This window comes from Chroococcidiopsis sp. CCALA 051, assembly GCF_003015105.1.
Taxonomy (GTDB): Bacteria; Cyanobacteriota; Cyanobacteriia; order Cyanobacteriales; family Chroococcidiopsidaceae; genus Chroococcidiopsis; species Chroococcidiopsis thermalis.
Genome location: NZ_PYCI01000002.1, coordinates 24,200 through 40,099 on the forward strand (window position 1 = coordinate 24,200; position 15,900 = coordinate 40,099).

The following is a 15,900-nucleotide window of genomic DNA, read 5'->3' on the forward strand; positions in this document are numbered from 1 at the left end:
GACAACAGCAAATGGAAACTAAACCTTATCTGATTTTCAGCTTGCATAACTTGCGATATGGAATTGATGCAACTCTCGTACAAGAAATTTTTCTGCTACCAGAGTTGAATCCTATCATTGAAGCACCGACAGATATTGTAGGCATTCTCAATTTACGTTCTCAACTCATACCCATAATGCATCTCGGTCTGCGTTTAGGATACAAAATGCAGAATTGTCACCTTAGCGATAGCGTTATCGTTCTACAGTGGCAAGATTTACAGATTGGTATTATTGTTAATTCCGTTTATGAAGTCAAAAATATTAGTTCTGAAGTTATAGAAACAAATATTTCATACGGGCGAGTCAAAGAGTCTACAGCTCGATTTATTCATAGTATTGCCAAGCTAGATGCAGATATCATCATGTTGCTAGATCCAGAGCAACTCATCTGCTCTGCTTCAGTTGAAGATATTTTACCAGTATTAAACAGCGATTCAGATGAGATAGAAACTTTTGGCGATCGCCCTCAATTAAAAGAGAAAGAAATACATTTAAGCGATCGGGAAAGTATTCATAAATATAGTTTTTACGATTTATATTATCCACAAGTTACCCCACAAGAAACAGCAATTTTTCGCGAACGGGCTGAGAACTTGAGACGGCAAGCCGAGAGTTCTGATTTTACAGGACTCATACCATTAGCAGTTTTCGGTCTTAACGATGAATATTTTGGACTAGATTTAGATGTCGTGCGGGAATTCACCAACATTTGTCATGTGACTCAGATTCCATGCTGCCCAAATCATATTGTTGGCAACGTGAATTTACGTGGAGAAATTGTCACTTTAGTAGATATTCGTCAGGCTTTAAACTTAGCGCTCGATCGCGATCGAACTACCTCAAAAGCCATTGTCATTAGTTTTAACGAGACGATCGCTGGAATACCTGTAGATGAAGTTTTTGATGTCATGTATCTACGTCCGTCAGATCTGACACCAGTACCAGTAGCAGTACATTCCGCTAACGATGAATATCTTAGAGGTAATGCCCCTTATTTAGAAAAAATGCTTACCGTACTTGACTTACCTCAGCTTTTGTCCAAAAACAGCTTAGTTGTAGACGAAGAAATTTGACAATTTTATGATAGACGATCCCGAACTCAGAGATATATATAAAACAGCTTGTGCCGAACGGATGCAGAAATTGGAAGAGTGCTTAATGCACTTAGAAAAACATCCAGGCGATCGCGAACAACTCGAAGACTTTTTGCGCGAGATTCACACCCTCAAAGGAGACTCTCGAATGCTGGGAGTACAGGGTGTTGAAACCCTGACACATCAAATTGAAGAAGTACTAGTTGGAGTCAAGCGGGGTGAGAGCAACTTAACCGCAGAATTGTGCGATCGCCTTTATCAGGGACTCGATGCCATGCGTCAGTTCGTCCATGAGGCGGTTACGGGTGTTGCCCCAAGCGTCAATCTTTTTTACGTCCTCGCCCGATTAATGGGGGCGCAGTCCAGTCCTGCAAGTGAAGATGAAGAACTATTACCTGCTGATACTCCAATATTTACCGAACCCGTAGCCACCGCAGACATCCCGCTATTTGAGAGCGATTTATTTCCCGAACCGCCCGTCACTACTTTAGAAGACGATCTATTCTCCGAACCGTCCCTTACAGAACCATCTGAAGCGATCGCTGCATCATTTGACCTACTCGACGACGATTTCTTCTTACTCGAACCTCCTATATTACCGAAGATTCTTCCTACACCTGCATCACTGCCAGTTAAACAGCCTGAACCCATACCCATCCCCGAAGCTAAAGCCAAGCCGCAGCCAGCTCCAACAGCCGAAGCAAGCGAGACAGCCCAAACCAGTAATCATCAAATTGATACGATTCGAGTCGAACCGCAAAAGCTCGATACATTGATGACTCAAGCGGGTGAGTTAACAGTGACTAAACTACGAATTGCTCAACGCATGGGTGAAATTGAAGAAATTCTCACCCTCTGGGAAGAGTGGAGCCGGGATGCTTTTGTCCATCGCTCGGTGTTTGACAAGATAGAGCGTGGCTTACAAGCCAACAACATCAAGCAATTGCAGAACTTTCAACATCGGTCGGAGCAACGGTTAGAACGCCTCGGCTCTCTGATTAACCATCTGAAAAGCACAGCTTACGAAGACACCGCTCGGTTAGATATTGTCACTGGAGAATTAGAATCAGGTATCAAGACTTTACGCCTTTTACCTCTATCGAATATGTTTGCGCTTTTTCCCCGTCTCGTCAGAGATTTAGCCAAGCAGCAAGGCAAGGAAATTAATCTAGTCATTGAAGGCGGAGATACCAAGGCAGACAAACGAATTCTAGAGGAAATGAAAGACCCATTGCTGCACCTATTACGCAATGCAGTCGATCACGGTATTGAGACACCTCAAGAACGGGAAAACTCGGGTAAACCACGCACGGCAACTATTCACTTGCGAGGGTATCAAACTGCTAGCAGTATTGGGATTGAAGTTACAGACGATGGGCGCGGTTTGAATATCGATAGCATTAAACGCACTGCTGTGCGACGGGGACTCCACCGCGAAGAAGAATTGGAAGCCATGACGACAGCTCAAATTCAATCGCTGATTTTTGCCCCTGGTTTCTCGACTCGAACGACAGTGACAGAAATTTCTGGTCGCGGGGTTGGTTTAGATGTGGTGCGGGCAAATGTCGAAAGAATGAAGGGGACGATCCAAATCGAATCTTTGCCTGGGATGGGCTGTGAGTTTCGGATCAAATTAGATACGACGTTAGCCACCACTCAAGTTTTGATTGTGGAAGTTAATCGCATGTCCTACGCACTGCCAGTGGAGTTCGTACAGACAAACTTACTCGTGTCTCGGCAAGAGATCTTTGCTTTGGAAGGCAGTCAAACGATCGCCATTGAAGGTCAACCGATCTCTGTGGCTTGGCTGGACGATCTACTGGAATTGCCCGCGATCGCCCCTAGTCTCAAATCTGCTGCCAAAATGCTACCTTGTGTCGTACTGCAAGTCGGCGGCGATCGCCTCGGGTTGTTAGTAGACGCTTTACTCGATCGGCAAGATATCGTTTTAAAGCCGCAAAGTAAGTTACTCAAGCGTGTTCGGAACGTAACTGGTGCTACTATCCTCGGCACGGGTGAAGTTTGCATGGTTCTCAATCCTCAAGATTTACTCAAGTCCGTACAGAAGAAGCCTGTAGCCATACATACCAGCGAATTCCAGCAGGTACAAATCAAGCAAAAGCTGCTGTTAGTAGAAGACTCAATTATTATCCGCACTCAGGTCAAGCGCTTGCTAGAGGGTGCTGGTTATGACGTGACTGCTGCTGTGGATGGGGCGGATGGATTCAACAAGTTGAGGACAGGTAGTTTTGATGCTGTGATCTCAGACGTGCAAATGCCGAATTTAGATGGTTTGGGGCTAGCGGCAAAAATTCGCCAACACAAAGAATATCGAGAGTTACCAATTATTCTCGTCACAACTCTTGCCTCTGATGAAGATAAACGTCGAGGTGCTGAAGCAGGAGCAAATGCTTATTTAACTAAAGGTACGTTCGATCAAAAATTACTGCTCGATACGCTGACTAGATTGATTTGAAAGTCAAAATTTAAATGATACTCAACAACTAGAAATCGCAACAAAAAACTTATTGGCAATGGTGTAAAACAATAATTTCTCGATTCAAAATTTCGTCAAACATAAGGAATAGCTCTCATGAAGTTCTCATTAACAACTAAAGCAATTGCTTTTTCTATCGCCCTTGGTACGCTGCCAGCTATGGCAATCGGGGTGAGTAATTATATTTCTGCTAGTAACAACTATCGCCAAAATGCAATTCAATCGCAAGAATCTCTCACCTTTTCTTTGGCAGATAAGGTTGGACGTTTTATGTTCGAGCGCACTGGTGATATTCGAGTCATCTCTAGACTGCCAATTTTGAATAATCCTGAAGCCACAAAAGACATTACTCAGCAGCAAAGGCAAAACGTGCTAGATGGATTTATGAGAATTTATGGCGTTTACGACAGTATTGCTGTCATGGATCTATCTGGAAAAGTAATTTTGCGCACGACTGGAGAAACATCAACAAATCTGGCAGACCGAGACTATTTCAAGGAGGTGATGAGAACTAAACAGCCAGCCATTGTACAACCTAGAAAAACATCAACTGGTGAAGTTGCCATTCACTTAGCTGCACCAATAATTAATGCTAATACGGGCAAAATGATAGGCGTAGTTCGCACCCGTATGCCTATAAAAAGCTTAGATAGCATTTTGAATGAAAAAATATTCAATGCATCACAGCAGGCGCAACAAGCCGGATCGAGTAGCAAAGAATATCATCTCGTGAGTTCTGATGATAAGTTCTTTGCAGCGCGGGAAGCAGAACAAGTGGGTCACGATGCTAAAGCAGACTTTGCTAGCTTTGTCAAAATGCACGCCGAGAAAAAAATAGCTACAGCGATCGATATCGATCGCTTTGACAAAACAGAACAATTAGTTTCCTATGCGCCAGTACCAAACATGGAAGGAATGCCAGAACTTGACTGGAGCGTAATCTTAGCAGAAGATACAAAATCTGTATTTGCTGGGCAGCAGCAACTCATCACCAACCTACTACTAGGAACTGGGATTACTTTATTGGTTGCTGGTGGGTTGGCAGTTCTATTCGCCAGCCGTACAGCTAAAATGATTCAACAAATTGCCAATGCTGTCGCTTCCTCTTCTACCGAAATTGGGGCAACAGTCGAACAACAAGAACGCACTACCACCGAACAAGCAAGTTCTGTCAATCAAACCACTGTCACCGTAGAAGAACTAGGTGCGGCTTCTCGCCAATCTGCCGAACAAGCCGAAGCCTCTGCTGCTGGGGCGCGTCAAGCCCTAGAACTCGCCGATAACGGTAGCAAAGCCGTACATCAAACGATGGCAGAAATGTCTACCGTCCGCGATAAAGTTGGGGCGATCGCCGAACAAATTATGCGATTATCAGAACAAACGACTCAAATCGGTAGTATTTCCGATTTAGTTGCAGATGTTGCCAACCAAACCAATATGTTAGCCCTCAATGCAGCAGTAGAAGCAGCACGGGCAGGCGAACACGGTAAGGGATTTGGTGTCGTTGCAGGTGAAATTCGCAAACTTGCCGACCAAAGTAAGAAATCTGCTGAGAAGATTAATGCATTAGTTAACGACATTCAAGCTTCAATTAACGGCACTGTAATGGCGACGGACGAAGGCACGAAATCAGTCGATTATGGACTGCGCTTAGCCCAAGGAACTGTAGAGTCCTTCACTGGAGTCGCAGATGCCGTTAACCACGTCTTCCTCAACAGCCAACAAATTTCCCTCAGCGCCAAGCAGCAAGCGGTTTCCGTGCAGCAAGTCGTCTCAGCAATGAACGAAATCAACCTCGGTGCAAAAGATACGGCAGCTGGCATCAACCAAGTCCGCGTTTCAACTCAGCAACTCAATCAAGTTGCCCAACAATTACAGGCAATTGTATAGAAAGAAGTCAAAAGTCAAAAGTGAAAAGTCAAAATCAATTCACAATTAAATGCCTTTCGACAGTTATAAGGACGGGATTAGTCGAAGAATTGTTGGATTTAGTACAGATATGCTCAAAAAACTCGCCCCTACAACCACCAATTACCAATTACCAATTACCAATTACCAACTACCATGACCCCAATTAAAGTTTTATTAGTCGATGACTCTCCCGTTGCTATGAGCATTTTCCGTAAAGTGCTTGATTCTGCACCAGAAGTGCAGGTTGTAGGTACAGCTCAAGATGGTGCAGAAGCTTTGAATTTAATTCCTAGAGTTCAACCTCAAGTAATTTGTACGGATTTGAAAATGCCCAAAATGGATGGTTTGGAATTCATCAAACATGTCATGGCAAAGTCTCCATTACCAATTTTAGTTTTGAGCGATGCCGTCCAAAAGCAAGATATAGACAACGTATTCCAAGTTTTGCAAGCTGGAGCCGTTGATGTAATGCCAAAACCCACATCAGTTTCAACCGCAGATCAAGAAGAACTGAAGCGGCAATTAATTACCAAAATTCGAGTTTTGGCAAGCAAACAAGTGAGCGCTAAACCACTCACATAATCGTTACAGGAAGTGCGCCAACAGAGTATCTGCGCGGTGTAGAGACGTTATATGTAACGTCTCTATGCCATTCGTATCACTTTTGTACGGTTGATTCGAGATCTAATTGATGTCAAAATTTCCAGTAAAAGTTTTATTAGTTGAAGATTCACCTGTTGTCCTGGCAATTCTGAAAAAGCTATTAGCTGCTACATCAGAAATAGAAGTTGTTGGCACGGCTAGTAACGGTCAGGAAGCTTTGGATAAAATTCCAGAGCTGCAACCTAACGTAATTTGTACAGATCTACACATGCGAAAGATGGATGGTCTGGAGTTTACCAAACAGGTGATGGCAAAACATCCTTTACCAATTCTAGTTATCAGCAGTTCGGTACAGGAGAGCGACACCAATACGATTTTTCAGTTGTTACAAGCTGGAGCGATCGATGTCTTTCCCAAACCTGCAATGGGAACACCTTCAGAGTACGATCGCATCAAGCAAGAGTTAATTACCAAAATCAAAGTGCTTTCTGGTGTCAGCGTCTTCACCAAACCATTGAAGCAGCCCGTACTCTCGATCTCAGCTCCACCCTTAGTTCAAGGTAGAATTTTAGGATCTCACGGCGGGTTATCTTCAATTCGGATGGTAGCTGTTGGTGCTTCTACAGGTGGTCCTCAAGCATTACAGAAGCTTTTTAGCCATCTACCAAGTCACTTTCCAGCGCCCGTTATTTGCACTCAGCATATTAGCGAAGGATTTTTGCATGGATTGGTGAGTTGGATAGCAACTGAGTGTCAAGTCAAAGTTAAGATTGCTCAAGATGGGGAAATTCCATCACCGGGAACGATTTATTTTGCACCAGAAAAGTGTCACTTAGAATTTAGTTCTCTAGGCAAATTTACTCTTAACCGAGCAACTGGCGTTGTAGACGGTCACTGCCCCTCAGTTACAGTCATGTTTAAATCTGCCGCCCAGTTTTACAGTAAGGGAATCATGGGCGTGCTACTAACAGGAATGGGTAGAGATGGTGCTTCAGGAATGCAAGCGATCGCTCAAGCCGGAGGAATCACAATCGCTCAAGACGAGGCAAGCAGCATCGTGTTTGGAATGCCAAAAGAAGCGATCGCATTAGGAGCCGTGCAACACATCTTACCAATCCAAAGCATAGCTCCCTTCGTGCTGAGCCGAGTTTTTGTCAGGTAGCGCACGAGCAGGGAGCGCACGAGCGCACGAGCAGGGAAGAAGAGAGAGTCGCCCAGCGATCGGGAGCTGAGGGAGCGACTACCGATTACCAACCACCAATTACCAATTACCGATTACCAATTATCATTCAGAAGCTTCAAACAACCACTTCCTAACTCGTTCCATGCTTTGCCAATCTGGTTTGCGGCTCATGCCATCGGCAATGTTTTGCTTGACTTCATCCCGCATATCGGAATCAACCATGATAAACTGCATGGCGCGATCGACGTGTTCTCGCACGCCTTTTTGTCCGGTTTCCAGCATTGCTACGGCAAGGTTAACTCTGGACTGGGCATCTTGGGGATGTAACTTAACTGCCTTTTGCGCTGCTTTGAGGGCAGCATTTGATTTATCGCTTAATAAATACAACCACGCCAAACAAGTCCAAGCAGCGCTACTTTTGGGAGCGCGATCGCAAATGTCTTGAAAAACTGGAATTAACTTCTCTGGTTCTTCGCCAGCCTTGTAGCGTTCGAGTGCTGATTCAAAGAGGGATGCAACTGTGTCAGTCATTGTCAACGGCAGGAATTTGGGTAATGGGTAATGGGTAACGGGTAATGGATACACAACTACCAATTACCTATTACCTATTACCACTCAGCCACTCTATTAAACACCAAACGATTTCCCGCAGCCACAAGTTTGATTGGCGTTGGGGTTCGTGAATTGGAAGCCGCCACCGATCATGGCATTACTGTAATCTAGCTGTAAGCCATAAAGGTATAAGATGCTTTTGCGATCGCACACGATCTTGAAGCCTTCGTAATCGTAGACTTCATCATCGGCTCTAACTTTACTAATATCTTCAAAATCCATCATGTAAGACATTCCAGAGCAGCCACCCTGACGCACTCCCACCCGCAAGCAGAGGTCTTGCCCTTGGCGATCGCGCAGAAATGAAATGTGTTGCAGAGCTGCTTGGGTTAACTGAATGCCTCGCTGTTGAGACTGGGTTGCTGATGTCATAGACTGTTACAACTCCTGGTATGGTTTTAGAATGCAATATGCAGCTTTTTCGTCCATTGTAACGGCAACAGAGGTGCGGTTTGAGAAATTGTCAACGATCCTGACCAAAGCACCACAAAGATTTCTATCCTAGAATTGATAGGTCTAATTGGATGAAACGGGATCGGGGAAAATACAACTCCTGTTGGCTGAGGCAAGGCTGCCAATTGCTTAACTACAGCTCCCACACCTAAGTAAGATCGAAAGTTTGCACTGTCTCCCTGATTGGCTTGGTTGGTCTATGACAACTTCGTTAAATAGCTCCACGCGACGGCGTTTGCAGAAATTGAATCAAATTCCTTGTGTCTGGGAGGGCGATCGCCGCACGTTATCAGCGCCAAGCCCCAGAGGGGACGCAGAGGCAGGGAGCGAGTGTATTTTGTGGGTCGATGGCTCTCAAGGAGTCGTGCGGGCAATGGATGTCGTGGCTACCGACAGCGGACCCGAAGTTGTCGTGCGCACGCTGTTACGGGCAATGGAGCATCCCAACAGCCCCGCTAAACCCGCTCGTCCTCAAAAAATTGTCGTGCGCGATCGCGAAATTCAGTTTTATTTGCGCGGCGTGTTACAAGAATTAGACATCGCGATCGATTACGTCCCCGATCTACCGCTAATTGATGAATTGTATCGCGGCTTTGAAGAATTTGGGGAAGCTCATCCCCCCGAATTACCACCTCAATATGCCACCGCCCTCAAAAAGAAAGCATTTGAGATTTGGCAAGCTGCTCCTTGGGAGTTGTTAGAAGAACACCAAATTATTGCCGTCAAGCTCAACCATTTTGACATCGAAACCCTATATATATCCGTGATGGGCATGTTGGGGATGGAATATGGCATTTTACTCTATCGCTCTGCTGAATCCTTGCAAAGATTTCGGGCGAAAGTTTTGATTGAAGAAGATGCCACAGAACAGCTAGAAGAAGCATTTCTCAAACAAGATTGCTTATTTCTCACTTTCGAGCGCTCGGAAGAGATGGATGGTGGTGGAGAATTTGTCGATCTAGCAGACCTACCCCTGTCGGAGATTGAGCCATCTTTTGGTAATATCCATCCTCTAGAAGGACTGCGCTCTGTCCTCTATGAGGAGGAGGCTAGTGCTGTTTTTGTTGCCTTGGAAGCTTTAAATCGCTTTTTGCGAAACGAGCGCCGACAACTAGGCGGGAAAACTTTCCCTGAGATTAGCCGCAATTATCGCATTACACTACCCTCATCCCAGTCGGAGAAAAAATCTCAACCCCTCAGCGTGACTGTCTCCACCTTGCCGAATTTGGCTACAGAGTTAGAGGAAATGGCAGATGCAGTTGCAACTGAGGCAATAGAAGCAGAAGATTTGGACGACATGCCTCTATTTCAGTCTTTACGGGACGATTTAATCCCAGAAGATTCTTTTCTCAGTTTAGGGGTTGTGTCTTGGGAAATGGTGCAGCAATTGCGCCAGAAAGTCACCCATCAGCAAGTCGGCAAGCCTACAGAAGCAGGAGATGGATTGCCAGTGATTTTGATTCAAACTTCCCGTCCTAAAGCCAAAGAAGCGATTGAGGCTCTCTTGAGTGCGGGAGGACTTAGAGGTATCGGTTTTAATCCCGGAGCAGATCCGTTTGGTGGCGATCGCTACGATTTAGGCGTGCTGCAAACTAATAATGGAGAGTTATTTCTATTTGGCGAATTTTTAGAAGACGATCCAGTTCACGTCGTTGCGAGAAAGAAGTGGAACGATCGCTGCAAGCATACCAAAGGCTATTGCGGCTTAATCGTCGCCAGAGGTCTAATGGGTGCTTCGCGGGGACAACCCCAAATGAAAGATATGATGGCACTATTTGAAGCGCGATCTCTTTCATCTAAAGATTTAGGCATTGGAATGCTTCAGTTAATGCCACAGATTGAATAAGCGGTCATTGATGAGTGGCTGGTGGCTAGTGGCTAGTGGTTAGATTCTTCTCTAGTCAACGTTTCCAATATTCCAACAGTCACTGGTGATTAGATTCCTCTCTAGTCACCAGCCACTAGTCACTAGTCACTGATTCTGTTCTACTTTATGTTGCTCTAAATTGGCTAGATCGCGAAAAACAATCAAAAATTCTTTATCGCCAATTGTACTAATTCGTGCCTCTTGGTAATGCTGTTTGTTCTTAAAAGAAACCGAAAATTGAAAAATCTGAGTTGCGCCAGTTCTCAGAGCTAATCGAGCATATTCGAGCAGCTGTTGTGCCGTTTCTGCTGGCAAGAACTCATTCACGTTCTTACCTAAGATATCTCCATTCAAAGTAAACGAATTAGCTTCTTTTGCTGGCATATAGCTCAGACACGTACCATCTTGTTTCATCCGCAATATAGAATCTGGCAGCGCTCTTAATATAGTACTACTCGCCGTTTCACTTTCATACAAGGCAGATTGAACTTCTTTTTGTCGCCGCCAGTTCTGAATTAGTTTCTCCACTACGATCGCACCTAATACGCCACAGACCAAGCCGAGAATCCCAATTGGAATTAGCAAGTCTTGAGCAGAAAAATTAGATGGCGATACGTTAGACACTGCTACGTTATATTCTTTCAAAACTACTCGTGACGTGATGCCGTACAGAGCGCTACAAAACACAGTTAAAAATAAGATGAGTCCCAGCCAAGCCTGTCTGCGAAGTAAAGCAACTGTATCAGCTAAAGCAGAGGGTGATAATGTTTGAACGGGAGATTGCTGAGGTTGCTGTCGCGGAATTTGACTGCCGATTAACGAAGTCATTCTAATTCCAGCAATTAATAGCACTACTAAACCCGAACCTAATAAGAGAATATAAAAGTTACTGAATGTCCCTCCTAAATATAATCCCTGATGAATTTCTAGCAAAAATCCGATTTGCTCTCTAGATAAACCGAGCCAGTCCCTTGCTATTGTGTAAGCTAAACCTGTTTCAGCGCTAATTGAAAGTGGTAAAAGTAAAATCAATGCGAGCAGTCGATGGATATTGCGAATATTCGATTTTGCCAGTTCGCGATCGCTACTCCGACGATCGAGTAAATGCGTACCTGTTACGCTCATTCCCAATATTCCCAAGCTAATCAGAATAATGTATATGGGAACGAGACGTTTGCCCAGATATTCACCTTGATGAATTGTCATCAAAACATCACCAACTGAGGTAGAAACTCCAAACCAACTTTTGCCCAAGCGGTATGCAACTCCAGTCAGCGCACTAGCAAGTAGAGGTAAAAAAAGAATTGGAGCAAGCTGACGATGCAGTCTACGAAACTCTACTTTCATAGCAAAAAAAACATCTAGGGCAGTTTTTATCTTACTCTTAATAACGCTATTTAGTAAACTGTTTAATATTAAAAATGATTATACTTAAACCCTCTGATATTGAGAATAACTCCTGTTTTTTTGCACTTATTTAATCTGCGAGTATGAATTAATACAACCAATCATTGATAAGAGTTCATCGCTCTGGAACTGGAAAACGCGATCCAAAAACTGCTCCACCTACATTCACTATGAGGCTCAGCTTTCATTAAACCCATCCATACAAATCGCCAAATTTTTGCAATATTTCTATCTAGTGATAGATGCTTTCTTCCTTGTGTTATAAAGATTTCACACTCCAAGTATTAACAAATACTAAGTTTTAGTAGCGAAAAATACAATATGTAATTTGATTTCTCTTTTATATTTCAATTTGAGTCATCAAGGGTGCATTTTTACGCTCGGAGTCAGTAGTTATTTTTATGAAAGTTATCTGGTTGCATTTGATTCGGTTGTTGCAGCGGCAGAATTTTTTTTCTTCTTCCAAAACCGTTCTTCCTGAAGTTGCAGCAGCTGCACTCGTTCCGCTCATTAGTTCAGCTAATTTTAATTCTTCTCTAGGTTTTTTCCTATTTCTATCAAGTGCAACCTTACTCAGATTGGTTTGGAACGGTGCGATTTTCATTCATGGCTTGGGACACGCAATCGCGATCGCCACTCTCGACCGACAACCAAACGCCCTGAATATTGTCAATATTCTCGAACATAAAAGTATCGCTGTAACTTTGCGATCGCTACTACCTTTTCAGCCAATATTTATTCCTGGATGCGATCGAGCTGATTTATGGGTGGCAGCAGGCGATCGCACTCCTTGGCGGATCAGAATCAAAGCTCTTGGCGGGGTTTGTTTTAATCTTCTTGCTGTTGTCATATTGTGGCAATTTTCTTCTGCTAGTTTCGGTGATATTTGGACGAGAGGCGATCGGGCGATCGCTTTTATTAGCACATTTTTTAGTCAAACTTTTCTGGGTGCTAATTTGCTAATCATTCTTAGCTCCAGGTCCGATCTGGCAGCGTTTGTGACTGGAGTTGCAGAGATTTTTTGTTGCGGTAACTTTGGCTTTTTAGGTCAGCGCAATGCCGACGACGATCCGCGCCAGCTTTTGCCAGAAAGAGTAGTAAATGTCTTTCACGAAATGGGGCGAGAAACAGAAATTCGAGGCGAACAAGCTGGTGGTGGACTGGTTGTAGCGACAAACCGAGATAATCAGACTGTATTTGTGGGGAAAAAAGTTGTCAACAAAAAAAGGGACAATTTGACTAAATCCTTAGAAACAGCTTTTGCAGCAGAAAGACGCAGAGCAGCACTCGCAGGCATTAAAACCCTAGAATCGACAGTGATGGGGGTGTGGCACTATCGCTTTGGAACGAGTGGACCCCCGGCTGTATTAGAAACTCATTGGCATGAATGGATGAGTGCCAGACAAGCATCTGTATGGCAATTTCTTGAGGGAGAGTGGGTTCACCAACACAAAAACGTCAATCATCGAATTACCCACAACGGCGATTTTGATGCTTGGACGCTGTTCGATCGCTCGATTGGAAATACTGAGTTAGGCTGGTGGTTAGAAAGAGTTTTGCATACTGCCAACCACGCGCGGGGAGATTCGCCCAAAATTGCGGGCATGATGGATCTACTCGTGACTCAAGGTATGTGGGATGCTTCGGTAAGATTAGCCTATCAACTGGCGATCGCTCCTTCAATCGAATCAGCCTTTGGCGGACAAAAACCCGCCGTTGATGCCCCGAATACAGCCCCTTCTCCACAAGAGATTGGTAATTGGGCAGCCACGTTTGAAAATATCTTCGTGCTGTATCGCAAGCTTTTAGCAGCCCCAGATTCTCCCGCCTCTAGCCAATACTTTTGTCGTCTGGAACACGATATTTTACAAGCAACGACTAACGATAGCTCGATGAGCCAATGGTCTTGGCAGAGAAGAGTCACCTTTGTCAGAACGGCAATTCATGCTTTCTTTCACAACGACTTACATCTTGCTACCAAAACGTTCATGTCCAGAGCCGAAGGGAGTTTTGGTTTAGTTACGGTTTCTACCCTAGAAGAAGGACGACTGGTACTGAGCGCTCAAGGACAACCAATGTCCGTTGGCTTCAATTGGCAAGACGGATACATGGTTTATGCCTCCGAACCAGCCGCAGTTGATGCTGTGTTACTGAATTTACCAGAGTCTTACCGTTTGGACTTAGACCAGAAAATGGGAGAAATTGCAATGGTTACAGCCAAAGACATTGCAATTTACTCAATGAGCCAAAAGTGCGAAGTCGCTTCATCAGACCTCAAAGATAGATGGATATCGATGGCAGACCATCCCTATCTGCCTCACGTTAAATATCCCGAAAACGATACTGTAGATCCCATTGCGGCTGATTGTCGAGAAATTCCGCCAATTCTGGCAGAAATTAGACTATCGTGGCAGAATTCAGCCTCACTCGATCGCCAAAGTGCAGATTATTTGGTTCAACTCTTTTGTGAAAAGGCGCATAAATTCGAGCAAAAGCGGCAAAAAATGGTGCGTGCTGGCTTGACCGGACACATGCAGCAATTACCGTCTGTCGATTTGCTCGTGACAGGTGTAGAAAATAGTTTGTGGCTGGGAGAGAGATTTGCTCAGGATTTAAAGATTGTCTTTCCGTGGCTAAACGTGCGGGTCATCTCTTCCAACGAAGTTTTGCAGCAACTTCAGCACGACTTTAGCAGCTTGCAGCTCGGTAAAGATTCAATTGTCCTAGCAATTACTCAATCGGGTCAAACCTTTCCTACGGTACAGGCGATTCATACCTTCGACCAGTTATATCGGCAAAACATTATCGGCGAGCTGTTTATCTTGACTGGAGAGTTAAGCAGCTTTTTAGGCTCTCGGGCGATTCAACCAAAGCACTCAAATACCGTACGTCACAACATCTTCGTCAATGGGAGCGGACGCAGAACTTCTGAACCTGCCACGATCGCAGTTGCCGCAGCTCAACATACTTTAACCGAATTATTACTATATCTAGCAAAGCAAGTCAAACATCATTTTCCTGACTCTAGCCCCTTTGGGATGACCTTGACTCAAGAAAGTCTCGCCGCCTTAGAAAAGATGAAGGATGACTTTCTCGATATCAATGTCGTGCAAATTATGGGGACAACTCCCACTGGAAACACAATTGAAACTGCGATCCGAAGAACTCTGATCGCAGGTGGTCGCACGTGGGCGCTCCATATCTTAGAAACGCCTCTCGCCTGGGGAATTCATGCTTTATATGTCGCAATTACAGTTGGATGGGCAATTCCTTTCGGTCACACAATTCCCCTAGCTAAGACAATTTTGGATCTGATTGTTTGGGCAGCTCACATACCTCAAGATGCACTTTTTTTGGGAATAGTCAATCCTGTTGTTAGTTTAATTGACATTGCCATATACATTTTCGGTTCGTGGCTCTGGACGTTGGGACTGAGGTATTTTCAAGGCAGGCAACTCCTCGCGCGAATTGGCAAAAGAACCTTGGTCATTGGTGACGTGCCTTGGGTGAGCAAATTATTAAAATCCTATGTCAGTAAATTGTTTTCGCTCAGCTATGGAATTGCTTCTTTAGAAGTTCACGGAGCAAATCCAGAAGACGATTTATTGCACGATTTTGGACACCGAGTCGTGAGAGGAACTTTGCTATTTTTGGGCGTACCCGATGGTAGACGGGGACAGAAGCAAAAACACCAAGAAAACGCTGCAATTATGACGGGTAAACAAGCAGACGGCGTGAGAAATATTGACGTGGGACCGGAAGTTGTTGTCATGGGTGCTAACCCTGAAATTGCCCGCAAAGGCTTTAGTAGCGCGATCGTTTTAGAAGGTAACGATGAGTATTTTTATTTCAGAAATGCCGCTTTTTACTTCAAAGAGCAAAATGCCGAAGATCAAAAAGAACTGATTGAGGATTTGAGAGAATCTCGATTTGGGGCTTTTGAGCGATTGCTAGCGAGTTACGTATTCTTCTGGGCTTTAGCGAAAAAAGTCGCTTCATTTCCTTTCTTGCGATACCAGCACTGGAAGTCTCAAAGCCGCACCAAGATTATGACAACTGCTGCACCAGTAGCAGGAATGAGCGTAGAAACACCAAAACAACTCTACCAACCAGACCGAGACGACAAGCCAGAAGTAGTTATTCGCGACTAGTAACGTCATTAGTCCCTAGCCGCTTATTCATGTATGATTAGGAGAGCTGTCTGAGTTGAATCAGACACAAATATCAGCTT

Annotated in this window: 11 protein-coding genes; 8 read left to right on the forward strand and 3 right to left on the reverse strand. The window is 44.4% G+C overall.

Going from position 1 to position 15,900, the window contains the following annotated elements; translation table 11 throughout:
• The first annotated feature begins 11 nt into the window (after window positions 1-11).
• From C7Y66_RS00680 to cheB, 6 genes are all read left to right on the forward strand, one after another.
• Window positions 12-1,115, forward strand: coding sequence for a chemotaxis protein CheW (locus C7Y66_RS00680; RefSeq protein ID WP_106544101.1), 1,104 nt, complete (start codon window positions 12-14; stop codon window positions 1,113-1,115).
• Window positions 1,116-1,122: 7 nt separating this feature from the next.
• A complete protein-coding gene (locus C7Y66_RS00685) occupies window positions 1,123-3,612 on the forward strand; it encodes a hybrid sensor histidine kinase/response regulator (RefSeq protein ID WP_106544102.1) in 2,490 nt (829 codons plus the stop codon).
• A gap of 117 nt (window positions 3,613-3,729) precedes the next feature.
• Window positions 3,730-5,523, forward strand: a complete 1,794-nt coding sequence (locus C7Y66_RS00690; protein WP_106544103.1) for a methyl-accepting chemotaxis protein — start codon at window positions 3,730-3,732, stop codon at window positions 5,521-5,523.
• A 49-nt stretch (window positions 5,524-5,572) separates the two neighbouring features.
• Window positions 5,573-5,701 (forward strand): hypothetical protein, encoded by a 129-nt coding sequence (locus C7Y66_RS32760; RefSeq protein WP_255409912.1) that lies wholly within the window; start codon window positions 5,573-5,575, stop codon window positions 5,699-5,701.
• A complete protein-coding gene (locus C7Y66_RS00695; RefSeq protein WP_106544104.1) occupies window positions 5,698-6,126 on the forward strand; it encodes a response regulator in 429 nt (142 codons plus the stop codon). The genes C7Y66_RS32760 and C7Y66_RS00695 overlap by 4 nt, the downstream gene beginning before the upstream one ends.
• A 109-nt stretch (window positions 6,127-6,235) precedes the next feature.
• Window positions 6,236-7,309, forward strand: coding sequence for a chemotaxis-specific protein-glutamate methyltransferase CheB (cheB, locus tag C7Y66_RS00700; RefSeq protein WP_106544105.1), 1,074 nt, complete (start codon window positions 6,236-6,238; stop codon window positions 7,307-7,309).
• 123 nt (window positions 7,310-7,432) lie between these two features.
• Here the strand turns inward: cheB and C7Y66_RS00705 are convergent, their stop codons facing one another.
• Both C7Y66_RS00705 and C7Y66_RS00710 read right to left on the reverse strand, forming a co-directional pair.
• Window positions 7,433-7,861: a hypothetical protein gene (locus C7Y66_RS00705; protein ID WP_015152129.1), complete on the reverse strand. Its 429-nt coding sequence runs from the start codon at window positions 7,859-7,861 to the stop codon at window positions 7,433-7,435.
• A 96-nt stretch (window positions 7,862-7,957) separates the two neighbouring features.
• Window positions 7,958-8,314 (reverse strand): iron-sulfur cluster assembly accessory protein, encoded by a 357-nt coding sequence (locus C7Y66_RS00710; protein WP_015152130.1) that lies wholly within the window; start codon window positions 8,312-8,314, stop codon window positions 7,958-7,960.
• A 280-nt stretch (window positions 8,315-8,594) separates the two neighbouring features.
• Between C7Y66_RS00710 and C7Y66_RS00715 the strand changes: the two genes are divergently transcribed.
• On the forward strand, window positions 8,595-10,241 hold the full coding sequence (locus C7Y66_RS00715; protein WP_015152131.1) for a hypothetical protein: 1,647 nt from the start codon (window positions 8,595-8,597) through the stop codon (window positions 10,239-10,241).
• Between the two features lie 126 nt (window positions 10,242-10,367).
• Here C7Y66_RS00715 and C7Y66_RS00720 read toward each other — a convergent pair whose 3' ends face one another.
• On the reverse strand, window positions 10,368-11,609 hold the full coding sequence (locus C7Y66_RS00720) for a PAS domain-containing protein (RefSeq protein ID WP_106544106.1): 1,242 nt from the start codon (window positions 11,607-11,609) through the stop codon (window positions 10,368-10,370).
• Window positions 11,610-12,070: 461 nt separating this feature from the next.
• On the opposite strand from C7Y66_RS00720, the gene C7Y66_RS00725 reads away from it, so the two are divergent.
• Window positions 12,071-15,820 carry a hypothetical protein gene (locus C7Y66_RS00725; protein WP_106544107.1) on the forward strand — a complete coding sequence of 1,250 codons (3,750 nt, stop codon included), beginning with the start codon at window positions 12,071-12,073 and terminating at the stop codon, window positions 15,818-15,820.
• Window positions 15,821-15,900: the final 80 nt, after the last annotated feature.